The sequence below is a fragment of the Spongiactinospora rosea genome, assembly GCF_003315795.1.
In the GTDB taxonomy this organism is placed as follows: Bacteria; Actinomycetota; Actinomycetes; order Streptosporangiales; family Streptosporangiaceae; genus Spongiactinospora; species Spongiactinospora rosea.
The window spans coordinates 63,734-88,927 of sequence record NZ_QMEY01000007.1; the positions used below are offsets into that span (position 1 = coordinate 63,734).

Genomic DNA, 25,194 nt, shown 5'->3' on the forward strand with positions numbered 1-25,194 from the left:
CGGTCGCTGATCAGCCGGTCGCGTCGAGGGCGTCGAACAGGCCCTCCAGGTCCAGTTCGGCGTCCCGGGTCTGCGCGCCGGCCTCGACCGCGCGGCGCATCCGGTCAACGACGACCTGCGGGGCCGGGTAGACCTTGGCGTGCGCCCGGCCCTCCTCGCGCAGGTCCGGTACCGGGCCGCCGGCCTCGGCCGCGTCGATGGCCTGCTTGGCGGCCTCGGCGACGCCGGGCGGCAGGGCGGCGATCCGGTGCGCGAGCGCGGTGACGAAGGCGTCCAGGCCCGCCGGGTCGATCGCGCGGTTGATCCAGCCGTAGCGTTCGGCCAGGTCGGTGCCGAACAGCTCGGCCCCGAGGACGATCTCCAGCGCGCGGGCCCGCCCGACCAGCCGGGTGAGGTACTGCGTGCCGCCGCCGCCGGGGAAGATGCCCATCCGGGTCTCCGGCTGGGCCAGCCAGGTCGCACCGGCCGCGGCGAAGCGCATGTCGGCGGCCATGGCCAGCTCGACGCCGCCGGCCCGCGCCCGGCCGCGCAGCTTGGCGATGGTGACCTGCGGCAGGGTGCGGAACCGCTCGTGCAACTGCTGGAGCGGGTTGAGGTTCGGGTCGCCGCCGGGGTCGGCCAGGGTGGTCAGCTCCTCAGGCTCGAACATCCACTTGAGGTCGGCGTGCGCGGAGAAGAACTCGGCGTCCGCGCTCTCCACGACGATCACGCGGACCGATTCGTCGTCCCTGACCGAGCGCACGAACCGGAACAGGTCGGTGGCCAGCGCCTTGTCCAGGGTGTTGATCGGCGGGTTGTCCAGGGTGAGGGTGACCACGGCGCCTTCGCGGGTGAGGCGCACGGCGGTGTAGCCGGTTTCGGCGAGAGCCATCGGAGAACTCCTTCGGTGATCCTGCGGCTTGCTTGAAATCACCATATGGAGGGGGTGATGGCTCAGGCGATGTCTGTTTGACGCGTTGCTTTGCCCGTTTGTGGCACGAGGCCCGGTTTGGCGACTCGTACGGTGTTATGGTAACGGCCATGGACGTACTGGCCGACGCGCTGTCGGCGGCAGGGGTGCGCGGCACCGTGGCGATCCGCATCGACGGCGGCGACGACTGGGGGGTGACCTGGGCGCGCAACGCCGACGCGGTGCTGTACGCGATGGCCACCGGCACCGCCTGGCTGACCCCCGACCTCCCGGGCGGCGGGGGCCCGATAGAGCTGCTGCCCGGCGACGTGGTGCTGCTGCCCACCGGCGCTGCGCACAGCATCGCCGACGCCGCGCACCGCACTCCGCTGGCCTGCGACCTGACGCTGGCCGAGGAGTCGGCCCACTCGGGCGCCCCGGTACGTCTGGGGTCCGGCGAGCCGCGCACCCACCTGCTCGGCGCCTCCTACCGGCACGACCGCGCGGTCTCGCTGCGGGTGTTCGACCTGCTCCCGCCGGTCGTCCACATCCGCGGCGGCCGGGCGAACAGCGGCCTTGACGACACCGTACGCATGCTCGCCCGCGAGACCGGCGACCCGCAGATCGCCACCACGGTGGTGCTCGACCGGCTGATCGACGTCATCCTCGTGCAGCTGCTCCGCCACTGGCTGCGCACCCACCCCGACCTCACCCGCGGCTGCTGGCTCGGCGCCCTCGCCGACCCGCTGGTCACCGACGCCATGACCCGCATGCACCAACGGCCCGACCGCCCGTGGACCACCGACACCCTGGCCCGCGACCTCGCGGTCTCCCGCTCCACCCTGACCCGCCGCTTCCAGGACGTCACGGGCCAGACCCCCGGCGCCTACCTGACCCAGTGGCGAATGGACCTCGCGGCCCGCAGACTGCGCGACTCCGACGACAGCGTGGAGACCATCGCCCGCTCCGTCGGCTACGCCTCGGTCCACGCCTTCAACCGCGCCTTCCGTCGCCTCCGCGCCCAGCCTCCGGCCCGCTTCCGCCACACCATCCGCCACCCCACCCCCAGTACAGAGGACTGACCCAGAGCCCCTCCACTCGGGTCCGTGTCACCACCCGAAAGGTTGCTCCGTAGCTGATCGGTTACGAAGAAAGGGGCCCCTGGGCTATGCGGCGGGAGTGGGAGCTGGAGGACCTCATCGCGTGCTGGACGCTGGATGAGGATGAGTTCGCCCTGGTGGGCAACAAGACCGGGGCGACGAGGCTGGGCTTCAGCCTGATGCTGAAGCACTTCGAGCTGGAGGCGCGGTTCCCGCGCCGGGAGGACGTGCCCAGGCCCGCGGTGGAGTTCATGGCCGGGCAGGTCAAGGTCGATCCGGAGCGGTTCACCGGGTACGACTTCACCGCGCGTCAGGTGACCGATCACCGCAAGCAGATCCGGGAGTTCTACGGGTTCTGTGAGCCGGCGGTCGGGGACGAGGACAAGCTGATCGTGTGGCTGGCCTCCGACATCTGTCCGGCGGAGATGCCGCGGGACCGACTGCGGGCGGCGTTGTTGGCACGCCGCCACCAGGAGAAGATCGAGCCGCCGACGCCGGGCCGGATCGAGCGGCAGTTCACCGCCGGGACCGTGTCCCGGTCGCCGCCAGGCACGGTCGCCAAGCTGAAGGACCTGCTGAAGGTCTCCGACCCTGATTCGGTCGCCGCCGGCGGCGGGCGTAGCTTCCTGCAGGAGCTGAAGGAGGATCCGGGGCCGCTGACGCTGGACACGCTGCCGACCGAGATCGTCAAGCTGGAGCGGGTGAAGGCGATCGGACTGCCGGACGACCTGTTCAGCCTCGCCGACATCTCCGAGAAGGTCGTGGCCGGGTGGCGGGCGCGGGCGATGAAGATGTACCCGTCGGATCTTGAGGCCTGCCCGAAGCCGATCCGTCTGACGCTGCTGGCGGCGCTGTGTCATGTCCGCAGGGCCGAGATGATCGATGGGCTGGTGGAGCTGCTGATCCAGCTCGTCCACAAGATCAGTCTGCGGGCCGAGCGGAAGGTCGAGCGGGAGATCGGCGAGGAGTTCCGCCGGGTGCACGGCAAGAACGGCATCCTGGTCCGCATCGCGCAGGCCGCCCTGGACCTGCCCGAGGAGCTGGCCCGTGAGGTGATCTACCCGGCCCTAAGATCCGCTGCGACAGCCTGACCTTCGGCCCAGGAGGCCGGCTGCCGAACATTCCCCTCCAGGACAGCCCGCGGATGAAAGGCGCCTGCGTCCTCTATCAGGCGGAAAGGATCTACGTCATGGAGACGGCTGATGCTGAACGAGGCGACGTGGCCAGGCACATCCACAAGGCCTTCACCAAGCCGAACGACACCGTACCGGCCAACCCTGACGGCTCGGCCAAGGTCTTCCCCGGCAACTATGACGCCCCGAACGGCAGTCGCAAGGAGAACGCGCTCACGAGGGCGAATCCAGCGAAGCTCGCCTGGGACGGCCGCCCCTGGTTCCAATCGAATCGCCGCACCGGCCTGTGGGGGCCGGGCACCTCGTGCGCGTCGGACTCGCGCACGTTCGGATCCTGGCCGGCGAACTTCATGACCGAGTGGCACCAGCGATACGGCGGGCCCGGGATCATGGTGTACTGGCACGTCGAACGGAGATCGGCCTGCATATATTCGCAGGTCACAAGCACGACGGCGTCCAAGATGGCCTCGATGATCGAGGGCCTGCTCCGGCACCTGACCAGCGCGGAGATCGATCGCCAGTACACAGATGCCCACGGTGCTTCAATCGTGGGGTTCGCGTTCGCGCACCTGCTGAACTTCAACCTGCTGCGCCGGCTCAAGAACATCGGGTCGGCGCGGCTGTACCGGCCGGGCGTCGGCGAAGACGAGACCTGGCCGCATCTCGACGAGGTGCTGTCTAACAAGGCCATCGACCGGGACCTGATCACCCGCAACTACGACCAGATGGTCAAGTACGCCACCGCGCTGCCCCTGAAGACCGCCGAGGCGCACCAGATGCTGCGGCGTTTCACCCGCGGCGGACCCAAGCACCCCACCTACCAGGCCATCGAGGAGCTGGGGCGCGTGATCCGCACGATCTTCATCTGCGACCATCTCGCCGACGAAGAGCTCAGACGGGAGATTCACGAGGGCTGAACGTGGTGGAGAACTGGAACTCGGCGAACAAGGACATCTTCTACGGCAAGGCCGGTGACCTGACCGGCGACGACCGTGAGCACGTCGAGGTCTCCGCGCTCGCCCTCCACCTGGTCCAGGCCACGATCGGCTACCTCAATACCCACCTGATCCAAATCATCCTGCACGACGACCCGAAACTGCGCGCACGGCTCACACCCGAGGATCTGCGTGGCTTGTCGGCGCTGTTCTGGACCCATCTCAACCTGTACGGACGGCTGGAACTGGACATGAACAGGCACCTGGCCCTCGGCCTGGCCGCGCAGCAGACGACCACCGCCACGGCGTAGATCTCGGCCTCGTCGCGCCGCCGCGCGGTAGAAAGTCCTCACCTGCGGCGGTCGGCGGCGTCGCTGCGCCCTTGCCGGTAACCGGCCATCCACGCACGGGCGATCGCGTTCGTCAGCGCGGTGTTCAACAGCTCGTTCGCGGTCAACCGCCCGGCGAACTCCAGCGCCTGCTCGGCGGGCTGACGCCCATCGGACCTGACCATGACGACGGCATGCTCTCCGGCGGCCTGCCAGTGGGCGCTGCCCATGGGAAAGATGGACATCGGCGAGACACCGTCGCAATGCGCGATCAGAGTCTCCAACGAGCCCGGGGCGGCTCAAGACGCACTGGGGCGTCTCATCAGGAAGCTCGGATTTCGTGGCTCACGGCGTCGAGGTAGTCGTTGATAGCTCGGTGGTTTTTCGTGAAGCATTCGATCTTCTCTGCCATGCGGTCGCGTTCGCGTTCGAGTGTCGCAATCATGTCTGGGGTGACGTAGGGCAGGTATATCGCCCTTGAGCCGTCCAGGCAGGGAAGGATCTGCTTGATGATCCGGGTGGGCAGGCCTACTTCGAGGAGGCCCCGCACCTGCCGCACCCGGTCGACAACGTAGTCCTCGTAGCTCCGGTACCCGTTGGGGAGCCGTTCGGAGTGGATCAGCCCCTGTTCCTCGTAGTAGCGGAGCATCCGCACCGGCGTGTCCGTGCGCCGGGAGAGCTCGCCGATCTTCATCCCCACACCCTTCGTGTCCGGGCTCCGATGCAGCCGGACTTGACCCTCACATCAATGTCATACATTGATGATCAGGGTATGACACGAACGGATACATCACCACCCCTCTCCGCCGTTGACGCACGGTTCCCGCTCGCGGGTCTGCTGGCTCTGGCTGCCACGGGGTTCATCACGCTCCTGACGGAGACGATGCCCGCTGGGATGCTGTCGCAGATGAGCCGCGACCTGGGAGTGAGCGAGGCGGCTGCGGGGCAGAGCGTCACGGTCTTCGCGATCGGGGCGATTCTCGCGGCGGTCCCTCTCACGAGAGCCACGATCGGCTGGCGACGCAAGAACCTGCTGCTGTTCGCGATCTCCGGGTTCGCGGTCGCCAACACGGTCACGGCCTTTTCCGACAGTTTCGCGCTCACCCTGGCCGCGCGGTTCCTCGGCGGCATCGTCGGCGGCATGCTCTGGGCGCTCCTTGCCGGTTACGCCCGGAGGATGGTTCCCGCACACCAGCGCGGCAAGGCCATGGCCATCGCGATGGCGGGCGGGACCGTGGCACTGTCCGTCGGGGTCCCCGCAGCCGCGTTCCTGGCCAAGGCCGTCGAATGGCGATTCGCGTTCGGGATCATCACGCTGGTCACTCTCGCACTGATCGTATGGGTGATCGCCACCGTTCCGAACTTCCCCGGCCAATCCAAGGGCGCACGACTGCCGCTGGCCCACACGTTCCGTCTGCCCGGAGTCGCCCCGATCCTCGTCGTGACGTTGATGTTCGTGTTCGCACACAACATCCTCTTCACCTACATCGCCCCGTTCCTGGCTCCGCTCGGCATGGCGGGTCAGGTCGATTCGGTGCTGCTCACCTTCGGCCTGATCTCGCTCGTGAGCATCTGGCTCACCGGCGCACTCATCGACCGGCACCTGCGCAAGCTCATGATTTTGGCCTGCGCGCTCCTGGCCACAGCCGCTCTCATCCTGAGCGTCTTCTCTGGCAACCCCGCCCTCGTGTACGCCAGTGCAGCCCTGTGGGGACTCGCGTTCGGCGGTGCTTCAACCCTGCTGCAAACCGCGATCGCTGACGCCGCAGGCGCAGCGGGCGACGTCGCACAAGCACTCCTCACCACATGCTGGAACATCGCGATCGCCACAGGCGGGATCATCGGTGGTATCACCCTCAACGTGCTGGGACCCCCCTCCTTGAGCTGGATCACGCTCGCGCTCCTGCTCCCGGCGCTCGCTATCGTCGCCGGCGCACGTCGACACGGATTCACCAGCCGCTCATTCCAACGCGAGACCGCCTCTGAACCGGACACGGGACACCAGACAGCCGAAAACGACGCGCTGGCGTGATCGGTGGCGTCGCCTCTTGCATCCGCCGCCTTGTGGCGAGCTGCAACGCTGACCGGCGGCGGTGTCCCACGGTTTGTTGGATGAGGTCATGCCGGCGTCCAGCCTGCCTTTAGCAAGCCCGTTAGCAAAAGCCCCCTTCCATGATCGGAAGGGGGCTTTGAGGTGGAGCCGCCTGTCGGAATCGAACCGACGACCTATTCATTACGAGTTCAAAAGCGGGCTATCGATCATGTGGAGACTGAACCTTTTTCAACCTCAGGTTCCCAGGTCAGAGGCGGTATGCGAGATGCCGTATCCGCTTGACCAGGCGTCCTGCCGCGGCATCAGGCCCGGCCCGAGCCTGATGGAGACGCCCCTGACCTGGTCCAAGCGACCGGTTGAAAAAGGTTCACTGATGGAGTGCTCCGGGACGTGCGTCACGGCGTTCAAGAAGACCGAACGCGAGATACGCGCCCTCCTCACCGAAAGCACCGGCCTCCCGTTCACCCACTGACACGCCATGACGCGGGTACGGCGATCACGCGGTGCCCTCTTTCGAGGCCGCGGTCCTCGTGTTCCTGGGCTTGCGGGCCCGGGGGCGAGCGCCGACCGTCGTCTTGTCCAGATGGCCGTACACGGTGGTGCGAGGCACGCCGAAGATGTCGGCGATCTTCTGGACGGTCTTGTCGTCCTTCTGGACGGGTCTTGTCGCCGGAGTCGTACAGCTCCTGGGCGAGGGCGATCTGCTCACCGGACAGTCGTGGGCGCCGGCCGCCTTTACGGCCACGGGCGTGCGCGGCGGCAGGCCGTCACGGGTGTTGGCGACGATGAGCTCGCGCTGCAGCTCGGCCAGGACCGACAGCATCCCGAACATCGCGCGGCCTTCCACGGTGGTGGTGTCGATGCCCTACTCGATGACGTGCGGGCCGACCCCGCGCTCACGCAGCTCGGCGCCGAGGGTGACCAGGTGCAGCACCGAACGGCTGAGCCGGTCCAGCCGAGTGATCTTGAGGGTGTCGCCGCCGCGGAGCAGCTTGAGAATGAGATCGAACTCTGGACGCGAGGCCTTCGCGCCGCTGGCGGTGTCGGTGGAAATGTCGGCTTCGGCGACTCCGGCGCGCATCAACGCGTTGGTCTGATGAGCGGGATTCTGGTCGGCGGTCGAGACACGGGCGTATCCGATCAACATCTGTCGAAATAGCCCGACCGACAGGTTTTCCGTCGTAGTTTCCCGACACGGGTTGCCGACGCTCAGAGGCCGGGTGCGCCGGGCCCGCTCCGCAGTGTCGACAGACGACCGTTAACCGACACGACCAAGCATCCGCCCGCTTCCCCAAACCATCACCCACAGCAAAGGAACTACACAGAGCTACTTTCGGGTGGTGTCACGGACCCGAGTGGAGGGCCCCAGACTCGGCCGCCGACACGCGGGCGGCGCGCAACGGACAACCTGGGGGCGTTTGAGCCGGTGCTGAGAACGACGACCGGCCACGACGCACGCGAAACGCCGGACACAGGGACCAGCCCCGTACGGCGCAGCGGCGAACACCACGGCATGCCGTACCCATGACACGCACCCGAGAACAAGCCGTGCTCCCATCGCCCCCTTGCCCAGCCCTCCCCAGGATCAACGGACGGACGGCGCGGTACCGGCGTCGGGCGAAGCCCGACGGGCAGGAAGGCGGCTGAGCGAAGCGAAGGCCATGCGGAGCGCGGTTCGAAGGGACGGCGGGCGAGCACCGGACAACCTGGGGGCGCTCGGGCCGGTGCTCGTCGTCGCTCTCGTCATGGCCCGTCCTCGTCATCGTCCGGGTCTTCCGCGCGGGCGATGACGTCTTGGGCATCGAACGTGGCCGACCCGACATACAACGCGTGGCACCCTCATCCTCGCGGCGAGGGTGATGGAGTCGGCCGGCGCGAGCTACTGCTGACCGGCCTCGACCAGCTGGCCGAGGCCGTCCTCGATGGACGGCGCCGGGCGTGAATCGACCGGATCGGGGGATGGCGGCGCGGCCTGCCAGGGGCTTGGTAAGCGGTGGATCGGCCGATCCTCAAGGTCCGGGCTGCCTCGGTGATCGAGACGCTGTCGTCGACCCGCAGAAGAGAACATGGGACAGATGGAGAGTCACGATAGCGGGCCGGTCGGCACGAATCTAAGAGAGGACAGCGAGTCGTTGAAGTCGCCGCTTGGGGGCGCGGTCACCTTGAGAGTGTCGCTGGGATCGGAGGCCGGATTTTTGGATCTGAGATCGCGTACCAGTGAGTACGGCTTGTCTGCATTGGTTTCCAGTGTAAATTCTCCACCCCTAACCGTAAAGGGCACAAACCAAGGTATGCTTACCTCGGTTGCCCACCCTTTGAGCTCGAACAATTCAACTTTCTGTGAGGCTCCCAGCAGCGCAAGAGAGCTGAGTTCGTCATCCGCCTCGATCGACCTCCAGCCGAAGAGATCCCAAAATTTATCGATAAGCGTAATGTGGTTGAGATTCCTTATCTGGTTCGTGACCCTTATGTGGATATGAGGCTGAGATTCGATCTTTGTCAGCACCGTCTGTACAGGCCCGAGAATTCCTGAGAACTTGGTGAGGCCGATGGAGTTGAGCGCGGAAAGGGTGGACCGCAGCTCTTCGAGAGAATCGGTAAGCTTTTCGACCGTGACGATTCTAGAGTCTCCGGGCACCACGAGAAGGACGGCGCCACGGTCGAAGTTCGTATGGAGGAAGAGGGCAAGCACGGCTGGGAACGGTAGCGGCATTACCTGGATCGGTAGCCGAACGGGCAGGCGAACCTTGTCGCTTTCGATCACATTTGGAAGTACCCCTGGGAGGGTGGACAGCTTCACCACTGCCCCTATTGCAGGCGACTTTGGCGAAGGAGGTGGATCGTCCAGTGAAGGGGAGAATAGATCGGGGTCGAAGGCAAAGGTGGGATGGGGCGCGTTCACTCCGAAAGGAGCGGCGTAGTCTTTGTCTATAATGAGTTCACTTGCGGATGCGGCGTCCAAAAATATCTGCCAAGTGATCTCTTTGAGCTTGACTGGCACCTCCACGGGGATAGCGCCAGATAGATCAGAAACGCTGAGAGTCGCCGGATCCGGGGCGAGTTTCACTTGCAGATTCTGGCCGGGATAAAGCACGGTAGATCCTACGGGCTCGATCCGCAGGGATTCGACCAATGTGTTTAGATCTGCCGTGGTGGGCATCTGTCTCACTCCCCCTCCATAAGCGTTTCAATGAGCACAATTTCAGCGTTACGTCTTCCTCTGTGTGATGTCAACCCTTCACGGCAGAGGTTTGACGAACAGCTTCATCGTTGATGGGATAAGTGATACTGGCCGGCGAGCCGAACACCACCCACCATCACCTCCTCACCCGCACCCCAGCGGCGACGGCAACTGCTGCAACCCGCTTGCGCCCGCCGGAATCCGCGACGCTCGACCGGGGGCTTCAGCTTGCCAGCCCATATCGCAGCGTCCAATGGGATGGCTCCGCTCGCTGTGGCATGCGTGGTCACCGCATGGGCGGCGATGGCGACTGAGAACGACGACCGGCCACGACGCACGCGAAACGCCGGACACAGGGACCAGCCACGTACGGCGCAGCGGCGAACACCACGGCACGCCGTGCCCATGACACACAGCCGAGAACAAGCCGTGCTCCCATCGCCCCCATGTCCAGCCCTTCCCGCAGGCCAGCGGGCGAACGGCGCGGTAGCGAGGTCGGGCGAAGCCCGACAGGCGGGAAAGCGGCTGAGCGAAGCGAAGGCCATGCGGAGCGCGGTTCTGAGGGGGATGGCGGGCGAGCATCGGACAACCTGGGGGCGTTCGGGCCGGTGCTGGGAACGGCGACCGGCCACGACGCACGCGAAACACCGGACACAGGGACCGGCCCCGTACGGCGCAGCGGCGGACACCACGGCGTGCCGTACCGTTCACCCCGCCAACCCTCAAAGATCAGCAGGCGAACGGCGCGGCACCGGGGTCGGGCGAAGCCCGACACGCAGGAAAGCGGCTGAGCGAAGCGAAGGCCATGGCCATGGGGTACGCGGCTGAGCGAAGCGAAGGCCATGGGTGGCAAGCCACATCTCCGTGTCACTTCCCCTGGACGCCGTGGAGGGCCGGGGCCGGGTCAGTCGTCGGCCAGGCCGTCCCAGGGTTGGCGGGGGGTGGAGGCGGTTTGGCCCTCGGGGCAGTGGCGGCGGAAGTCGCACCAGGCGCACAGTGGGCCCGGGGTGGCCGGGAACAGGTCGGCGATCTCGGCGGGGACCTCTGGTGGGGTGCGGGGTGCGTCGTCGCCCCGGGTGCGGGGCCGGGGCTTGGTGGCGGCCCAGGCGCGGTAGCGTTCGTCGGCCGCCGACGCCTCGATGGCGATCTCGTCGGCGCGGCCGATGTGCCGGGCCAGGGACTCGTCGGTGTGCTCCCACTCCACGATCGAGGCGGTCGGCAGGTGGTGCAGCTCGACCCGGTGGCACGGGCGGCGCATGACCCGGGCGGCGGCCACGGCGTAGACGGCCAGCGCGAGTGAGGAACGCGCGTCGTCGGTGTCGAGTGGGCGGCGGCCGGTCTTGTAGTCGACGATGACCAGCTCGTCGCCGCGCTGGTCGATGCGGTCGACCCGGCCGGACAGGGCCATCGCGGCGGTGCGGGTGGCGACGGTGCGCTCGACGCCGATCGGGTCGTGGCCGGGGTCGAGGGTCGCGGTGTAGCCGGTCACCATGTGCCGGGCGCGGTCGCGCCAGGCGGTGGACTGCTCCTGGTCGCGGAACCCCTCGGTGATCCAGGCGTTGCCCAGCAGCACCCCGGCCATCGCGGGGGTGCGCCGGTCGTACGGCTCACGCCACCAGGCGGCCAGCGCGTTGTGGACGCTGGCCCCCACGCTGTTGTGCGCCCAGGGCGGCCCCTTCTGCGGCGACGGCCGGTCGAGGTAGGTGAACCGGTAGCGACGCCGGCAGTCGAGCCAGCTGTTGAGCCGCGAGGGAGTGCAGGAGTAGAGCCGGCGCGGCATCCCGTCGAGCCCCAGTTGCTCCACCACGGACCGCCTTCCCCCGCCAGAACCGCCAGAACCGCCCGACCTGATCATTACCCGCCACACGTTACCGGCCGCCACCGACAGGATCGGCCCGAACACGACCCCGGCGGAGCATGACCGGGTGGGCACATCCCGGGATGACGCGTAACATAGTTCTGATTAGGAGTCCTACGCTTTCGAGGCGGGTTGCATGACGGAGCACGTGGCCGACCCCGGCGGCACGGCCGACCTGGACCGGCGGCTGGCCGACGCCCTTGAGCGGCTCGGACACGGCATGCGTTCGCTCGCCCAGCGCAGCGCCCGCGCACACGGGCTGACCCCGCTCCAGCAGCAGGCGGTGCTCGCGCTGTCCCGGCCGTCCGGGGCGCGCAAGGAGGTGGCCGCGCTCGCCGCGGAGTTCGATGTCACGACGCCGACGATGTCCGACGCCGTCACGGCGCTGGAGCGCAAGGGGCTGGTGTCGCGTTCACCGGGGCTCGACGGCCGCCGCCGGGTGCTGAGCCTGACCGAGGAGGGCGAGGCGGTCGCGGGCGAGCTGGCGCCTTGGGACGGGCCGCTGCTGGCCGCGCTGGCCGCGCTGCCGGTCGGCGATCGCGCGGCGGCGCTGCACACCCTGCTGCACGTGATCGGCGACCTTCAGCGCCGGGGCGTGGTGAGCGTCGCGCGGATGTGCACCACCTGCCGTTTCTTCGGCCGTGACGAGCACACCGACCCGGCCGCGCCGCATCACTGTCATCTGCTCAAGGCGCCGCTGGCGCTGACCGACCTGCAGACCGACTGCCCCGAGCACCGCCCGGCAACCGCAAGCGCCTGAGCGTTCCCCCTCAAAAGCAAACGACCCCGACAGCACGGTTGAAACCGGGCCGCCGGGGTCGCCGTCGATCAGATCGCGCCGAGCGCCTCGCACGCCTTGCGCACGCCCGCCCCGTACTCGGGGTCGGCCTGGGTGCAGTTGGCGATGTGCCGCTCGACGGTCTCCTTGCGGGCGCCCTTGATGGCCCGCGCGGTGTTGTCGAACAGCGCCTGACGCTGGTCGCCGTTCATCAGCCGGAACAGGTCACCGGGCTGCTGGAAGTAGTTGTCGTCGTCGGCCCGGAAGTCGTACCGGTCGGCGGCTCCGGCCAGGGCCTGCGCCGGCTCGGCGTAGGCGGGCTGCTCGCGCCACCGGCCGAAGTTGTTCGGCTCGATGCCGGGGACGCTGCCCTGGTTGCCGTCCACGCGCATGGTGCCGTCGCGGTGGTAGGTGTTGACCAGGCCCGCGGCCCGCGGGTAGTTCACCGGGATCTGGTGGTGGTTGACACCGACCCGGTAGCGGGCGGCGTCACCGTAGGAGAACAACCGGCCCTGCAGCATCCGGTCGGGGCTGAAGGAGATGCCGGGAACGACGTTGGCCGGGGTGAACGCCGCCTGCTCGACGTCGGCGAAGTAGTTCTCCGGGTTGCGGTTCAGCTCCAGCTCGCCGACCTCGATGAGCGGGTAGTCGGCCTTGCTCCAGACCTTGGTGAGGTCGAAGGGGTGGAACCGGTACGTCGCGGCGTCGGCCTCCGGCATGACCTGGATGTACAGCTTCCACTTGGGGAAGTCGCCGCCCTCGATGGCCTCGTACAGGTCGCGCTGGTGCGACTCGCGGTCGTCGCCGATGAGCGCGCCGGCCTCGGCGTCGGTGAGGTTCTCGATGCCCTGCTGGGTGCGCCAGTGGAACTTCACCCAGTTACGCTCGCCCGCGGCGTTGATCATGCTGAAGGTGTGCGAGCCGAAGCCGTGCATGTGACGGTAGGACTTCGGAATGCCACGGTCGCTCATGATGATCGTGACCTGGAGCAGGGTCTCCGGGAGGTTGGTCCAAAAGCCCCAGTTGTTCTCCGGGTCGCGCATGTTCGTCCTGGGGTCGCGCTTGACGGCGCGGTTCAGGTCGGGGAACTTCAGCGGGTCGCGGAAAAAGAAGACTGGCGTGTTGTTGCCCACCAGGTCCCAGTTGCCCTGGGTGGTATAGAACCGGGTGGCGAAGCCGCGGATGTCGCGCTCGGCGTCGGCGGCGCCACGCTCACCGGCCACGGTGGAGAACCGCGTGAACGTCTCGCACGTGTTGCCGACCTGGGCGAACAGCGCGGCGCTGGTGTAGTGGGTGATGTCGTGGGTCACGGTGAAGCGGCCGAAGGCGCCGGAGCCCTTGGCGTGCATACGCCGTTCCGGGATGACCTCGCGATCGAAGTGGGCGAGCTTCTCCAGCAACCAGAGGTCCTGGAGCAGCACCGGCCCGCGCGGCCCGGCGGTCAGGCTGTTCTGGTTGTCGGCGACCGGAGCCCCTGCTGCCGTGGTCAGAGGTTCGGTATTGTCCTCGAACGTCATCGTCACTCTTTCACTCGTCGAATTCGTCGAATCTCGTTGATCTTTTGGATCTTGCGGGTCTGACGGCGATCGCGGGGCCGGAGTGCCGTGCCGGGCAACCTCCGGCACGTCACATCGGCCTGGTCGCTACGGTAGCCCGGCGAGCACGCGGACCGCATGCAGCCCCCTGAACCGCGCGCGCATTCGAGGCCGGTGACCCATCGCGCGGCCACGGCGCGCGATGAGGCGGTCATCCTCGGTAAGCGGTTCGAATTTCCGGATCATCTGAGCCGATGGTTGCACTATCGAAAGTAGGTAGGACTCCTAGCTATAGTGTGGCATGTCCTCCGGAGACGGCACAACAAGCGCTAAGGAGCAACCGTGTCGATCGTCGCCTCTCCTCCGTCCACCCCCGTCACCGCGGCGCCACCGTGGACGACAACCCAATGGTTCAACAGCGACCCGCTGGACCTCGCCGCGCTGCGCGGCCGGGTGGTGGTGCTGGAGGCGTTCCAGATGCTCTGCCCGGGGTGCGTGGCCCACGGCCTGCCCCAGGTCGCCCGGCTGAACCAGACCTTCGGCGACGAGCTCGCCGTGATCGGCCTGCACAGCGTGTTCGAGCACCACGAGGCCATGACCCCGCCCAGCCTCAAGGCGTTCCTGTACGAGTACCGGATCGGCTTCCCGGTCGGGGTCGACGCGCACAACGCCGATGACCCGACGCCGGTCACCTTCGGCCGGTACCGGATGCGCGGCACCCCGTCCACCGTGCTCATCGACCGCGAGGGCAACCTGCGTGGGCACCAGTTCGGCGTGGTGGACGACATGACCCTGGCCGCGGCGGTCACCCGGCTGCTCGACGCGGACGACCGGGAGACGGAGTCCCGGCCGGTGTCCGTGCCGTCCTCCGCCTGCCCGGCGGACGGCGAGTGCGGGTGAGGGCCGTCAGCGCCCTTCGAGCGTGAGCGGTACGGGCGCGTCGTTCGCGTCCACCCGGCCGCGGTAGGACCGCCAGGTCCAGATCTGGTACGCGAGCATGAGCGGGACCACCACGACGGCGAACGCGGTCAGCGGCCACAGCGTCGCCTCGTCCGCCACCGCCTGGGCCATGGTCATGCCGTGTCGCGGGTCCACCGTGGAGGTCAGCACGTAGGGGTGCGGGGCGGCGGCGAGCACGAGGACCGGCAGCGCGGCGGCCGTCGCGGTCGCCGCGAAGGCCGTACCGGTCCTGCCCCTGCCAATGGCCGGTACGGCGGGCCTGGGGGTCGGGCTGGTCCCGGCGGTGTCGCTGCGGGCCGCTCCGCACGCGCCGGTCGCCTGGGTGCGCCTGGACACGCCCGAGGCCCGGCGCATGCTTCGCATGGTGTGGCGGCGCGACGCCTATCTGTCCGCGGCGGCCGGTCGCTTTCGCGACTTCGCCGCGGACCACTTCCGCACTTTCGCGAGCGCGGACTGACCTTCCGGATCAGGACCCGGTCAGTCGTCGCCGAGGTTGAGGCGGATGCCGGAGACGGACGTGCCGTCGGGCAGCGGCGACTCGGCGGCCGGTGGGGCGTCCTGGGCGGTCAGCGAGCCGGAGATCCAGTCGTCGAAGTGACGCTCCTGGTCGCCGATCGTGGTCTCCTCGCCGTGCGCCGGCAGGACCCGCGTGGCGTGCGGCAGGGTGAACAGCCGCTCGCCGATCGCGGTGAGCTGGTCGGCCAGCGCCGGGTATTCACCGCCCAGCCTGCCCGGCCCGTCGGCCTGGAGGGTCTTGCCGGTGAAGACCGCGCCCAGTTCCTCGCACAGCAGCGACACGCCGCCCTGGGTGATGCCCGGAGTGGCGATGACCTCCAGGCGGACGTCGGCCACGCCGAACAGGCCCTCGTCCTCCATGTCGATGTCGGGCCAGGTCTCCGTCCAGGTCTCCCGCCACAGCCTGCGGTCCTTCGGATGCAGGGCGACCACCGCCTCGTCGCGGGACGCCACCTCGATGGCCGCGCCGACGTGGTCGGCGAGCCCGTGGGTGCACACGACGGCGAGCACGTCGCGCTCGCCCACCTGCTCCATGATCTTCTCCGCGTCGCGCGCGGGATCGATGACGATGACCTCGTCGTCGTCACCCAGGATGTAGGTGTTGTTCGCCACCTTGTGCTCGACACCATCGACGTCGACGACGCCTTCGGTCACCACTTTCTCGATACGCGCTGTCACGGGGGAGACCCTATCCCGTCCGGATGAGAGAACACAGCGTTCGCGAGGGCTCGCAGGGAATTCGCGAGCAGTTCGCGAAATCAGCTCGCGTCGCCGTCCGGCAGCCTCGGCGAAAGGGCCCCGTAGGGCAGATCCAGGTCCTGGTCGTTCTCCCGCAGGTCGCGCAGGCTCAGCTCGGCGAGCGCGATCAGGCACCCGGACTCCGCGGGCCAGGAGATCGTCCACAGCCAGTTCCCCAGCGCCTCCCCGGCGTAGACGGCCCGGTCGGGGGCGGCCCGCACGCACCACAGCGAGGCGGGGTGCCCCCGGATGTCGATCTTGGCGTGCGGCGGTCCCGCGTCGAAGCCCTCCCCCGGGTCCGGACCGTCCAGCCCGGCGAACCCGGCCCCCACTCCCGCGCCCGGTTCCTCGGCCACGACCAGCAGGTCGGCCGGGCCCTGGGTGACCGACGGACCGGACAGCGCGGTCACGCTCGCCCGGGTGCCGGTACGCTCGTCGCCCGCCTCCGCGAACCCGGTCACCAGCCAGCCGGGGGGCAGCGGCCAGGGCAGCCACACGGGCACCCTGGCGATCTTGCGCACCGCCTCCAGGGCGGCGGGGGCGGGATGCCGGGGAGGTCGCAGCGGCAGCACGTCCCCGTGTTCGGGGCACCGCCACGCGCTGGACCACGCGCTCGGCGCCCGCAGGCTTCCATGACAACGTGGACATATCGGAGCGGTTCTCACGTTTTCTCACGCTGCGCGCTTTGTGCCCCATTAGTCAAGGGCCAGGTCAATGATCCGGCCGTAACCTTGCACATATGCGGGTGAACTGCGTGGGGGCCGTCGTCTTCGACGACAGCGGGCGGCTGCTCCTCATCCGGCGCGGCCATCCGCCGGGCGAGGGCCTGTGGTCCCTGCCGGGCGGCCGGGTCGAGCCCGGGGAGTCCGACCATCAGGCGCTGGCCCGCGAACTCCTGGAGGAGACCGGGCTGCGCGTCTCCGTCGTACGGCTCGCGGGCGCGGTCGAACGCCCCGGCGGCGCCCCCGGCGTCGTCTACGTGATCCGCGACTACCTCGCCACCCCTGACGGTGACACCGCCCTCACGGCGGGTGACGACGCGGCCGACGCCCGCTGGGTGCCCGTCCCCGAACTCGACCGGCTCCCCATGTCGCCCGGCGTCCTGGACGCGCTGCGCGAATGGGGGCTCATTGGTGGACGTTCGTCCGCCACAGGCTGAGGTGGTCGGCGCTGTAGGTGGTCGAACGGCCGACCGCGACCACGTCGCCGCCCGAGACCGCCACCGCCGTCAGCCACTGCGCGCCCGACCCGCCCAGGCCCTCCTGGGTGAGGGTCTGGCGCTGCCAGGTCAGGCCGTTCTGGGAGGTCCAGGCGGCGCTGTCGCTCTCCGCCGAAGGCCCGTGGCTGCCGACCGCGACGATGCCGCCGTCGGTCTCGGCGAGGTCCGTCACGGCGGCGGCCTGGTCGGCGGGCAGCCAGCCGTACTCCCAGGACGAGCCGTTGTCGGCCGAAACGGCGGCGAACACGCGGGGCGAGCCGTTCACCCTGGCCTCGCCGACGGCCACGATCCGCCCGCCCGCCACCACCACGTGCCGCAGCCCGGCCGAAGACGCCTCCGGCGGGGTCAGCCGCTTGAGCGCGGTCCAGTTGAGTCCGTCGGAGGACACCCACACGACGCCGCTCTCGTGCCGCGCCACGCCCGCGCCGCCCACCGCCACGTAGCCCTCGGCCGTGGCCGCGACGTCGTGGATGCGCACGCCCGCGCCGCCCGCGGGCAGTTTGGCCGAACGGGTGTACCCGCGCAGGTCGGAACTGAACCACAGCACGGGCGTCACGCCCGCGGGGCCGCGATCCTCCCCCGCCAGGACGTATCCCGCGCCCTTGCCCGACGTGGCCGATGAGGCGGCGACGGCGTGCGGGGCGGTGAAGTAGTGGCCCTGGGCGGGCGTGAGCCCTTCGGTCATCGGGACCCTGCGCCAGGAACCTCCGTCGGCCGAGGTCACCACCAGCGGCTCGGTGGAGGACGCGTCGCTCATCGCGCGGCCGACCGCGATCCAGCCCTTGCGGCCGTACGCCACGTCGCTCAGCGCCTGGCGCTGCGCCCCGCCCAGGATCTCCGGCGGGCCCGCGCGGGTCCAGGCCCGGCCGTCGCCGCTGGTCCAGATGGCGGCGTCGCCCGCCGCCGCGCCGACCGTCACGAACACGCCCTTGGCGGCGGCCATGCCGCTGGTCTCCCTGGCCACGCGGGTCAGGCCCGCGATGTCGCCGAGCGCGACCGGCTGGGCCGCCTGGCCCTTGGCGGCGGTCATCAGCACGAGCTGGTTGCCCACGTCGGCCGGGGTGCGCCGGTCGCCGCCGACCACCAGCGTGCCCGCGTCGGAGATGCTGAGCGCCCGCAGCGTGCCCGGCACCTCGCCGAGGTCGGTGCCCTTGGCCCAGCTCCGGCCGTCCTTGCTGGTGTAGACGGCGTAGCGGTCCCAGCCCGCCTGCGCGACCGCCGCCACGCCCGCCGCAGAGGCGGCCAGGCCGGTCACGCCGGTGCTGTCGCGGGGCAGGCCGCCGATGGACCCGCAGCGCTCCCAGCTCGCGCCGTCGGCGGAGCAGTGGACCCGTACGTCGCCGTCGTCGTCCACATGCCTGGTGGGCACCGCCACGAACCCGTCGCCGACCGCCGCGAGCGCCCCCGGGCGCGGGGTCACCCCGGACAGCGCCGATCCGGCGCGCTGCCAGGTGCGCCCGCCGTCCGCGGAGCGCAGTACCACGGAACTCGTGCCTCCGGAGGGCGCGTCGGCCAGCGCCACGACGTCGTCGCCCCTGGCGACCACGGCCTTGACGCCGCGTACGTCCTTCGGTCCGCCCAGCTCGCCGCCCGGCACCCGGTCCCAGGCCCGGCCATCGGCGGACAGCCAGGCGGCCGGGCCCGCCGTGCCGTCGTCGAGCACGGCCGAGCCGACCGCCACGAACCCGGAGCCGGTACGCGCGATGTCGGCGATCCGGTCACCGCCCCGGAACTCGGCCAGCCCCGCCGCCTCCACCGCCTCCCAGGAGTAGCCGTCGGTGCTGGTCCACACACCCCTGCCGGTCGCGTCGCCGCCGCCCGCCGGGTAGCCCTGCGTGTCGCCGACCGCCAGCCACAGCCCCTCGCCGCCCGCCACACTGCCCACGGTCGTCGGACCGGCCTCCTTGCCGCCCTGGCCGGTGACGTTGCCGAGCTGCCAGCTCTTGCCGCCGTCGCGGGACATCAGGAACAGGGGGCGCGGCACGGGGCTGGTGGTGTCGCTGCCCGCCGCCACGATGATGTCGCCGACCGAGGTCACGGCGTTGAGCACCTGACTGGCGCCGGTCCCTCCGGCGGGTACGGCGAACGCGTCGTCACCCGGCCCGCCGTCTCCGTCGGCGAGCAACAGCCCGCCGCCCATCGGGCTCGTCGCCCACCGCCACACCACCAGGCCACCGCCCGCGGCGGCCACCAGCACGACGACCACCAGCAGGGGCGCCAGCAGCCGCCCACCACGCCGCCGCCGTACGGGAGTCGACCGCCGCATCGCCGCGGGCGCCAACCCTCGGCCGCCTTCCGGGTCAGGAGAGCGGGGCTTCTGTACTTCCTCGGCGGGGCGCGGGGGCTGCTGGGCGGGGCTCGGGGTCTGCTCGCGGGCAGGACCACGGGCCACCAGACGGTCGGGGCGCGCCGGTCTGCCGCCCGGAGGACCCCCCAGGTGGTGCACCGTCTCGTCCGGATCCGTGGGCGGGGACTGCGGGTCGCTCTGTTCCGCCGCCGCTGCCGGAGGCGTCAGGGCGGGCGGGGGTTCGCCCCGGCTCAGGGGCGGCTGCTCGGTTTCGTTCGGCTCATGCCTGGACGTCAGGGGCAATCCCGCCGGTCGCGGGTACGGCTTCGTGTCCGCGCTCTCCTGTGGACGCCCGCCGGTGTCGGCGGACGGAGCAGGCCCGTACGGCGAACGACCCGCGTGCGGCCGGGCGGAAGGATCCTTCTCAGGCCGCTTGGACGGCTTACGCGGCGGCCCGGTCGCAACCAGTTTGTCCGGCCTGACCTCCCGCCTCGGCGGCCCTTCCTCCGCACCGGCCCCCCAAGGAGGCGCCTCGGCGTCGGCCGAGGACGAACCGCCACCGTCCTCCGGCCGCTCGGCGTCCAGCCGCCGCGGCCCATCCGACTCACCCCACGCCGGCCGCAGTCCACCGGACCTGTCGTCCGGTCCGAAGGGGCTCTCGCTCCACGGGGGACGTGGGACACCGCCGGGCTCCGCACCAAGCCCGCCGGCATCCAGGCGCTGAAGGAGGTCGGGGGGATCTGGGCGGTGGGGTAAGCCGGTGGGGGCGGGGGGCTCTGCGGGGCCGTGGGGGCTCTGAGGGGGCGCGTCGTGGCTTGGTGGCGGGGAGGGCTCTTCCGCTCCCGCAGGGGCGTTCTGGGGGGCGTCCGGGGCGTCTCCGCTCGCATGGCGGGGGCGGCGGCCGTACGGCGGCGCGTAAGGGCGGCGGCGGGGCGGCCGGGGCTCGATGGACGGGGAGTCCTCGGGGGTCGGCGCGGAGAAGGGTGGCATCACCCACGGCGAGGCGAGCGGCACGCCCGTGGACTTCTCTTCGGGCGGCCCCGGAGGCGAGTGCCGGAGGGCGGGCGGCGGGTGCGGCCCGGGATCCGGGCGGCCCGGAATCGCCTCTTCCGGCGCGCCGTCGTCGTCCTTCGGTGAGCGCGGGTCGTGGGGGCCCGAAGCCACGCTCAGCACCTCCTCGTCGGGGCTCGCACGTTCGTCTCTCCCAAACCTGGCGACGTCGCCAATCCCTTCCCAGGCCGGAGTATCACACACGGACCGTTCCACCGGTCCGCTCCCGAAATCTCGGGCGGCACGGGGTGTCCGGCGCCCTCGGCTGAACCACGGTCCGCCTTGACGATCACCTCCCGGTCCCGGCCCGCCGTACGCGGTGCCTCGCACACACCAGGGCAACACGACAGGCCCGCTCTGGCGAGACCTCTCTAGTCAGATTTTTTTATGGACCGTGGCTTTTAATGTGGTTTGTAGTTCTTTGTCAGGTATTAATCGGCAGCGGCGGGGACACCTCCCGGGCCGGGGTCGTCGTCTCGATCCCCCGCCGGCGCGCGAGGATCAGCACCACGACGGCGAAGACGGTGAGCTGCACCGCGCTGGACGCGAGCGCCTGCCAGGCCACCGCCCCCTGCTTCAGCGCCTCCTCCAGGTCGCCGGAGGCGGCACTGAGCCCCAGCCCGAGCACGTTGTTGACCACGTGCAGCGCGATGGGGGCCTCCAGCCCGCCCGTGCGCACGGCCAGCCACCCCGCGACGGCCCCGAAGGCGAAGACGTCGATGATGCCCCAGCCGGTGTAGTTGTGCAGCGCCGCGAACCCGGCCGAACCGAGCAGGATGCCCGGCCAGGGGGTGCGCAGGAAGGCGCCGAACGCCTGGATCACCCACCCGCGGAACAGGTATTCCTCGCTGGCGGCCTGGATCGGCACCAGGAGCAGCGTCACGGCCAGCCCGGAGATGAAGGTCTCCCACCCGGCCCAGCCGATGCCCGCGGACATCTCCCCGCCGGTCAGGCCGAAGACAAGGGACGCGGTGAGGTGCCCGAGCACACCGGCCCCGAGCGCGACGGGCACGCACAGCAGCATCCAGCGCCAGCGCAACCGGCCCAGCACCGAGGACAGCGTGCCCGGCGGGCGCCGCTGGATCAGCCAGGCCGTACCGAACACCAGGGGCAGGGCCGCGGCGATGGACAGCAGCATCACCGTGAGGCCGAGCACCGGGTCGGCGAACGGGATGGCGCCGGTCATCACGATCTCCACGCCCGCCAGGACGGCGAAGAGCATGCCTCCGAGCAGCACGATGAGACTGACCAGGAGATAACCGGCCGCCAGCACGACGGTGCCGAGCACCGGCCGCCACCACCGGTGCATGGAGGTGCGCGCCATCCGGTCGTAGGTCACACCGGGCTCAGGCCCCCGCGTCCACGCCTGTGGCACCGGTGGCGCCCCATACGGGTAGGCCGGCGGACCCTCATACCCCGCGTACGGCCCGCCAGGAGGCCCGTACGGCCCCGCCCCCGGATAGACCCCCGCCCCCGGCGAGGGCCGGTCTCCCCCCTCCGCCGGTGAGCCGGAGCCAGGCGCGGAAGGCGAAGGGGCGTCCGGGGGCTCAGGGGGCGAGGCGGGGTGGCGAGCGTCGGGACGATCTTCTTCGCGCATGTCTTCCATTCTTCCTCGCCGGTCGCTGTGCGCATTTCTTCATAGACGCGCCTGTGGAAAACGCCGACCCTCGTAGCCGGAACATCCACAACTCCTCGGGGAGAAGAGTCATGGCAAGGCTGGGACCAGCATTGACGCTGGCGGCCGGGGGGATCGTCACCGTCGCGCTCGGCGTCCTCAGCGTCTCCGCCGCGTCCTCGGCGAACCTGACCGAGGCCGGAGGCGCGGCACAGGCCGGCGCCGCGGCCACCACTCAGGTGAGCCCTCCCCCGCCCGCGGCGGTCAAAACCGCCAGGCCGGCGCCGGTGCGCGCCGACTACGCCGGGCGGGTCAAGGGGCAAGGGGGGCTGATCGCGATCTCCGTAAGGAACGGCAAGGCGATCGGCTACTTCTGCGACGGCCGGACGGAGGCGTGGTTCGCGGGCAGGGCCAAGGACGGCCAGGTGAGGCTGAAGGGCTTCGGCGGCTCCTCGGTGACCGCCCGGCTGGACGGGAAGCGGGCCGTGGGCGACCTGAACATCGGCCGCGAGAGCTGGGACTTCACCGCGCCCACCGCCAAGAAGCCCTCCGGCCTCTACCGGGCTAGCGCGATCGTGCGCGGTGCCCGCATCAAGGCGGGCTGGATCGTACTCGCCGACGGCACCCAGACCGGCTTCGCCAAGCGCGACGAACGCCCGGTCGCCGTACCGGTCCTCGCCCCCGGCACCGACCCCACGATCGACGGCACCCGGGTGGACGCCAAGGACGTGGACGAGTTCATCGGAGAGATGCCATGACCACCGGCCACCGTCCCGAAGAGCCGACCAGCCCGCACACCGTCCTCCTCACCCGCCCGCCGAGCCTGGGCAAGCTGATGGTCCCGCTGCTGGCCGGAGGGCTGGTGGCGGTCGCGCTCGGGGTCTACGGGCGGGTGCACACGCCGACCGGGTTCGCGGTGGGCCCCGCCGGGTTCTCCGGGCCGCTGGCGATGAAGGCGTGGCTGACCACCGGGGCGTTCCTGCTGGCGTTCGTGCAGGTGGGGTCCGCGCTGGTGATGTACGGCAGGATCCCCGTCCCCCGCCCGCCCGCCTGGATCGGCGGCCTGCACCGGTGGTCGGGCAGGGCGGCGTTCCTGCTCACCATCCCCGTGGCCTTCCACTGCCTGTACGCCCTCGGCCTCCAGTACGACGTCGCCCGCGTCCTGGTCCACTCACTCCTCGGCTGCTTCTTCTACGGCGTGTTCGTGGCCAAGATGCTCGCCCTGCCCCGGCGCGGCCTGCCCGCCTGGGGCCTGCCCGTGCTGGGCGGCCTGGCGTTCACCGCGCTGGTGGGGCTCTGGCTGACGTCGTCGCTGTGGTTCTTCACCGCGATCGGCGTACGCCTATGAGGAGGGCGGCGTGAAGGTGGAGGTCCGCCGCAGTCCGGCCGCGCGGCCCTTGGCGGCCACCACCAGGGCCATCTTGCGCGACGCCTCGTCCACCATCTCGTCGCCGAGCATGATCGCGCCCCGCCGGTCGACGGTCGTGGCGTGCTCGTAGGCGTCCAGGATCAGCTCGGCGTGGTCGTAGTCCTCCTGGGTGGGCGCGAAGACCTCGTTGGCCGCGTCCACCTGCGCGGGGTGCAGCACCCACTTGCCGTCGAACCCGAGCGCGGCGGCCCGGCCCGCGACGCGGCGGAAGCCGTCCACGTCCTTGATCTGGAGGTAGGGGCCGTCGATGGCCTGGAGGTCGTACGTCCTGGCGGCCATCAGGATCCGCATCAGCGTGTAGTGATAGGCGTCGCCCTCGGTGTACCCGGGCGGCTGCTCGCCGACCACGAGGGTCCGCATGTTGATGGACGCCATGAAGTCGGCCGGGCCGAACACCAGCGCCTCCAGCCGGGGCGAGGCGCCCGCGATGGCGTTGACGTTGACCAGCGCCCTGGCGTCCTCGATCTGCGCCTCGATGCCGATCCGGCCCGTCTCAAGGCCGTTGGCCAGCTCGATCTGGGTGAGCAGGGTGTCCAGCCAGCGCACCTGCGAGGGGTCTTGGACCTTGGGCAGGATCAGGGCGTCCACCGAGTCGCCCGCGCCCTCCACGACGTCGATCACGTCGCGGTACGTCCACGGCGTGGCCAGGTCGTTGACCCGGACCGCGCGTACCTTGCCCGACCAGTCGCCCTCGCGCAGCGCGGCCACGATGTTGCGCCGGGCGGCGTCCTTGGCGGCGGGCGCCACCGAGTCCTCAAGGTCCAGCATGGCCTCGTCCACATCGAGGCCCTGGGCCTTCTCCAGGAACCTTGGATTGCTTCCAGGTACGGACAGGCAAGAACGTCGCGATCGCATGCGGACAACCGTAACGGGCGGCAGTGGGCTTGCCACAAAGCCGGGTCGGCTTTCTTGGCCACCCCGCTCTACCGAGCTTCAAGCGTTATGTCCGATATTGGAGGTCAACCACCGATCTAGAGGAGTTAACACATGGCTGTCCTCTCGGGCGTACAGCGGCCCGCCGTACTCACGGATCTCCTCCCCGGGGCGCGGGTGCGTGACGGCGCGCTGGTCGTCGGCGCGGCGCTGCTGACCGGCGTCGCCGCCCAGGTGAGCTTCCCGCTGCCAGGCACCCCGGTCCCGGCGACGCTGCAGACGTTCGCCGTGCTGCTGTCGGCCGCCGCGCTTGGGCCGGTGCGGGCCGCGCTCGGGATGGCGCTGTACCTGGTCCTCGGTCAGGTGGGCGTGCCGTGGTTCGCCCCCGACGGCGGCAACGCGACGCTGGGCTATGTGGCCGGTTTCGTGCTGGCCGCGGCGGTGACGGGCGCGCTGGCGCGGCGCGGCGGCGACCGTACGCCGGTGCGCACGGTGGGCACGATCACCGCCGGCACGCTGCTGATCTACATGGTGGGCGTGCCGTGGCTGATGGTCGCCACCGGGATGGACCTGCCGAAGGCGCTCGCGGCCGGCGTGGTGCCGTTCCTGCTGGGCGACGCGCTGAAGGTGGTGGCCGCGGCCGGTCTGCTGCCGGGCGCGTGGAAGCTGGTGGGGAAGGTCCGCGGCGAGCGCGACTGAGCCGCCCCCGCCGAGTA

At 70.1% G+C, this 25,194-nt stretch carries 23 protein-coding genes and 2 pseudogenes; 12 read left to right on the forward strand and 13 right to left on the reverse strand.

Annotated elements, in window-relative coordinates; translation table 11 throughout:
- Positions 1–10: 10 nt before the first annotated feature.
- Positions 11–871 (reverse strand): enoyl-CoA hydratase/isomerase family protein, encoded by an 861-nt coding sequence (locus DP939_RS18350; RefSeq protein ID WP_113981949.1) that lies wholly within the window; start codon positions 869–871, stop codon positions 11–13.
- A 149-nt stretch (positions 872–1,020) separates the two neighbouring features.
- Here DP939_RS18350 and DP939_RS18355 point away from each other — a divergent pair, with 149 nt between their 5' ends.
- From DP939_RS18355 to DP939_RS18365, 3 genes and pseudogenes are all read left to right on the forward strand, one after another.
- Entirely contained in the window at positions 1,021–1,971 is a 951-nt protein-coding gene (locus DP939_RS18355; protein ID WP_113981950.1) for an AraC family transcriptional regulator, read from the forward strand.
- Positions 1,972–2,057: 86 nt separating this feature from the next.
- Positions 2,058–3,080, forward strand: a complete 1,023-nt coding sequence (locus DP939_RS18360) for a DUF4158 domain-containing protein (protein WP_113981951.1) — start codon at positions 2,058–2,060, stop codon at positions 3,078–3,080.
- A 98-nt stretch (positions 3,081–3,178) separates the two neighbouring features.
- Positions 3,179–4,368: pseudogene (locus DP939_RS18365) on the forward strand (Tn3 family transposase).
- 38 nt (positions 4,369–4,406) lie between these two features.
- On the opposite strand, the gene DP939_RS18375 reads toward DP939_RS18365, so the two are convergent.
- The gene (locus DP939_RS18375; RefSeq protein WP_147268036.1) at positions 4,407–4,631 is read right to left on the reverse strand and encodes a hypothetical protein; all 225 of its coding nucleotides are present in this window, start codon (positions 4,629–4,631) and stop codon (positions 4,407–4,409) included.
- Between DP939_RS18375 and DP939_RS49305 the strand changes: the two genes are divergently transcribed.
- A complete protein-coding gene (locus DP939_RS49305; RefSeq protein WP_404828598.1) occupies positions 4,615–4,755 on the forward strand; it encodes an NUDIX hydrolase in 141 nt (46 codons plus the stop codon). The genes DP939_RS18375 and DP939_RS49305 overlap by 17 nt on opposite strands.
- On the opposite strand, the gene DP939_RS18380 is transcribed toward DP939_RS49305, so the two are convergent.
- Positions 4,709–5,080 (reverse strand): MerR family transcriptional regulator, encoded by a 372-nt coding sequence (locus tag DP939_RS18380; protein ID WP_113981955.1) that lies wholly within the window; start codon positions 5,078–5,080, stop codon positions 4,709–4,711. The genes DP939_RS49305 and DP939_RS18380 overlap by 47 nt on opposite strands.
- Positions 5,081–5,158: 78 nt before the next feature.
- On the opposite strand from DP939_RS18380, the gene DP939_RS18385 reads away from it, so the two are divergent.
- Positions 5,159–6,418, forward strand: coding sequence for an MFS transporter (locus DP939_RS18385; protein ID WP_113981956.1), 1,260 nt, complete (start codon positions 5,159–5,161; stop codon positions 6,416–6,418).
- A gap of 517 nt (positions 6,419–6,935) precedes the next feature.
- Here the strand turns inward: DP939_RS18385 and DP939_RS47870 are convergent.
- From DP939_RS47870 to DP939_RS18395, 3 genes and pseudogenes are all read right to left on the reverse strand, one after another.
- Positions 6,936–7,586 (reverse strand): annotated as a pseudogene (locus tag DP939_RS47870) (recombinase family protein).
- Positions 7,587–8,522: 936 nt separating this feature from the next.
- Positions 8,523–9,599, reverse strand: a complete 1,077-nt coding sequence (locus DP939_RS45465; protein ID WP_147268037.1) for a hypothetical protein — start codon at positions 9,597–9,599, stop codon at positions 8,523–8,525.
- 925 nt (positions 9,600–10,524) lie between these two features.
- The gene (locus DP939_RS18395; protein ID WP_318656291.1) at positions 10,525–11,427 is read right to left on the reverse strand and encodes a RecB family exonuclease; all 903 of its coding nucleotides are present in this window, start codon (positions 11,425–11,427) and stop codon (positions 10,525–10,527) included.
- Positions 11,428–11,614: 187 nt separating this feature from the next.
- Between DP939_RS18395 and DP939_RS18400 the strand changes: the two genes are divergently transcribed.
- Entirely contained in the window at positions 11,615–12,238 is a 624-nt protein-coding gene (locus tag DP939_RS18400) for a MarR family winged helix-turn-helix transcriptional regulator (RefSeq protein WP_113981957.1), read from the forward strand.
- A gap of 68 nt (positions 12,239–12,306) precedes the next feature.
- Here DP939_RS18400 and DP939_RS18405 read toward each other — a convergent pair whose 3' ends face one another.
- Entirely contained in the window at positions 12,307–13,773 is a 1,467-nt protein-coding gene (locus DP939_RS18405) for a catalase (protein ID WP_113982194.1), read from the reverse strand.
- 360 nt (positions 13,774–14,133) lie between these two features.
- On the opposite strand from DP939_RS18405, the gene DP939_RS18410 reads away from it, so the two are divergent.
- Positions 14,134–14,691 (forward strand): redoxin domain-containing protein, encoded by a 558-nt coding sequence (locus tag DP939_RS18410; protein WP_199565250.1) that lies wholly within the window; start codon positions 14,134–14,136, stop codon positions 14,689–14,691.
- 6 nt (positions 14,692–14,697) lie between these two features.
- On the opposite strand, the gene DP939_RS18415 is transcribed toward DP939_RS18410, so the two are convergent.
- Positions 14,698–15,105, reverse strand: a complete 408-nt coding sequence (locus tag DP939_RS18415; RefSeq protein WP_113981958.1) for a cytochrome d ubiquinol oxidase subunit II — start codon at positions 15,103–15,105, stop codon at positions 14,698–14,700.
- On the opposite strand from DP939_RS18415, the gene DP939_RS18420 reads away from it, so the two are divergent.
- Positions 15,035–15,208, forward strand: a complete 174-nt coding sequence (locus DP939_RS18420; RefSeq protein ID WP_199565251.1) for a type 2 periplasmic-binding domain-containing protein — start codon at positions 15,035–15,037, stop codon at positions 15,206–15,208. The genes DP939_RS18415 and DP939_RS18420 overlap by 71 nt on opposite strands.
- Positions 15,209–15,228: 20 nt before the next feature.
- Here DP939_RS18420 and DP939_RS18425 read toward each other — a convergent pair whose 3' ends face one another.
- The gene (locus DP939_RS18425) at positions 15,229–15,945 is read right to left on the reverse strand and encodes an MBL fold metallo-hydrolase (protein WP_113981959.1); all 717 of its coding nucleotides are present in this window, start codon (positions 15,943–15,945) and stop codon (positions 15,229–15,231) included.
- 80 nt (positions 15,946–16,025) lie between these two features.
- Positions 16,026–16,670, reverse strand: a complete 645-nt coding sequence (locus DP939_RS18430) for a DUF6758 family protein (protein WP_113981960.1) — start codon at positions 16,668–16,670, stop codon at positions 16,026–16,028.
- A 74-nt stretch (positions 16,671–16,744) separates the two neighbouring features.
- Between DP939_RS18430 and DP939_RS18435 the strand changes: the two genes are divergently transcribed.
- Positions 16,745–17,164, forward strand: coding sequence for an NUDIX hydrolase (locus DP939_RS18435; RefSeq protein ID WP_113981961.1), 420 nt, complete (start codon positions 16,745–16,747; stop codon positions 17,162–17,164).
- Here DP939_RS18435 and DP939_RS18440 read toward each other — a convergent pair.
- Both DP939_RS18440 and DP939_RS18445 read right to left on the reverse strand, forming a co-directional pair.
- On the reverse strand, positions 17,133–19,490 hold the full coding sequence (locus DP939_RS18440) for a hypothetical protein (protein WP_113981962.1): 2,358 nt from the start codon (positions 19,488–19,490) through the stop codon (positions 17,133–17,135). The genes DP939_RS18435 and DP939_RS18440 overlap by 32 nt on opposite strands.
- A gap of 1,495 nt (positions 19,491–20,985) precedes the next feature.
- Positions 20,986–21,900 (reverse strand): CPBP family intramembrane glutamic endopeptidase, encoded by a 915-nt coding sequence (locus DP939_RS18445; RefSeq protein WP_113981963.1) that lies wholly within the window; start codon positions 21,898–21,900, stop codon positions 20,986–20,988.
- A gap of 368 nt (positions 21,901–22,268) precedes the next feature.
- On the opposite strand from DP939_RS18445, the gene DP939_RS18450 reads away from it, so the two are divergent.
- A complete protein-coding gene (locus DP939_RS18450; protein WP_147268038.1) occupies positions 22,269–22,934 on the forward strand; it encodes a hypothetical protein in 666 nt (221 codons plus the stop codon).
- A complete protein-coding gene (locus DP939_RS18455; protein ID WP_225878338.1) occupies positions 22,931–23,524 on the forward strand; it encodes a DUF6529 family protein in 594 nt (197 codons plus the stop codon). Before DP939_RS18450 ends, DP939_RS18455 begins: the two co-directional genes overlap by 4 nt.
- On the opposite strand, the gene DP939_RS18460 is transcribed toward DP939_RS18455, so the two are convergent.
- The gene (locus tag DP939_RS18460; protein ID WP_113981965.1) at positions 23,519–24,460 is read right to left on the reverse strand and encodes an HpcH/HpaI aldolase/citrate lyase family protein; all 942 of its coding nucleotides are present in this window, start codon (positions 24,458–24,460) and stop codon (positions 23,519–23,521) included. The two genes, DP939_RS18455 and DP939_RS18460, sit on opposite strands and share 6 nt — an antisense overlap.
- A gap of 132 nt (positions 24,461–24,592) precedes the next feature.
- Here DP939_RS18460 and DP939_RS18465 point away from each other — a divergent pair, with 132 nt between their 5' ends.
- The gene (locus tag DP939_RS18465; protein WP_113981966.1) at positions 24,593–25,177 is read left to right on the forward strand and encodes a biotin transporter BioY; all 585 of its coding nucleotides are present in this window, start codon (positions 24,593–24,595) and stop codon (positions 25,175–25,177) included.
- Positions 25,178–25,194: the final 17 nt, after the last annotated feature.

What these genes read in the sequence shown, in the direction of transcription:
- DP939_RS18465 (WP_113981966.1), top strand. Translation starts at nt 24,593, where the DNA reads ATGGCTGTCCTCTCGGGCGTACAGCGGCCCGCCGTACTCACGGATCTC.
- DP939_RS18450 (WP_147268038.1), top strand. Translation starts at nt 22,269, where the DNA reads ATGGCAAGGCTGGGACCAGCATTGACGCTGGCGGCCGGGGGGATCGTC.
- DP939_RS18380 (WP_113981955.1), bottom strand. Translation starts at nt 5,080, where the DNA reads ATGAAGATCGGCGAGCTCTCCCGGCGCACGGACACGCCGGTGCGGATG.
- DP939_RS18355 (WP_113981950.1), top strand. Translation starts at nt 1,021, where the DNA reads ATGGACGTACTGGCCGACGCGCTGTCGGCGGCAGGGGTGCGCGGCACC.
- DP939_RS18405 (WP_113982194.1), bottom strand. Translation starts at nt 13,773, where the DNA reads ATGACGTTCGAGGACAATACCGAACCTCTGACCACGGCAGCAGGGGCT.
- DP939_RS18415 (WP_113981958.1), bottom strand. Translation starts at nt 15,105, where the DNA reads ATGCGCCGGGCCTCGGGCGTGTCCAGGCGCACCCAGGCGACCGGCGCG.
- DP939_RS18360 (WP_113981951.1), top strand. Translation starts at nt 2,058, where the DNA reads ATGCGGCGGGAGTGGGAGCTGGAGGACCTCATCGCGTGCTGGACGCTG.
- DP939_RS45465 (WP_147268037.1), bottom strand. Translation starts at nt 9,599, where the DNA reads ATGCCCACCACGGCAGATCTAAACACATTGGTCGAATCCCTGCGGATC.
- DP939_RS18350 (WP_113981949.1), bottom strand. Translation starts at nt 871, where the DNA reads ATGGCTCTCGCCGAAACCGGCTACACCGCCGTGCGCCTCACCCGCGAA.
- DP939_RS18375 (WP_147268036.1), bottom strand. Translation starts at nt 4,631, where the DNA reads ATGTCCATCTTTCCCATGGGCAGCGCCCACTGGCAGGCCGCCGGAGAG.
- DP939_RS18435 (WP_113981961.1), top strand. Translation starts at nt 16,745, where the DNA reads ATGCGGGTGAACTGCGTGGGGGCCGTCGTCTTCGACGACAGCGGGCGG.
- DP939_RS18400 (WP_113981957.1), top strand. Translation starts at nt 11,615, where the DNA reads ATGACGGAGCACGTGGCCGACCCCGGCGGCACGGCCGACCTGGACCGG.
- DP939_RS18455 (WP_225878338.1), top strand. Translation starts at nt 22,931, where the DNA reads ATGACCACCGGCCACCGTCCCGAAGAGCCGACCAGCCCGCACACCGTC.
- DP939_RS18440 (WP_113981962.1), bottom strand. Translation starts at nt 19,490, where the DNA reads ATGCGGCGGTCGACTCCCGTACGGCGGCGGCGTGGTGGGCGGCTGCTG.
- DP939_RS49305 (WP_404828598.1), top strand. Translation starts at nt 4,615, where the DNA reads ATGGGAAAGATGGACATCGGCGAGACACCGTCGCAATGCGCGATCAGA.
- DP939_RS18460 (WP_113981965.1), bottom strand. Translation starts at nt 24,460, where the DNA reads ATGCGATCGCGACGTTCTTGCCTGTCCGTACCTGGAAGCAATCCAAGG.
- DP939_RS18385 (WP_113981956.1), top strand. Translation starts at nt 5,159, where the DNA reads ATGACACGAACGGATACATCACCACCCCTCTCCGCCGTTGACGCACGG.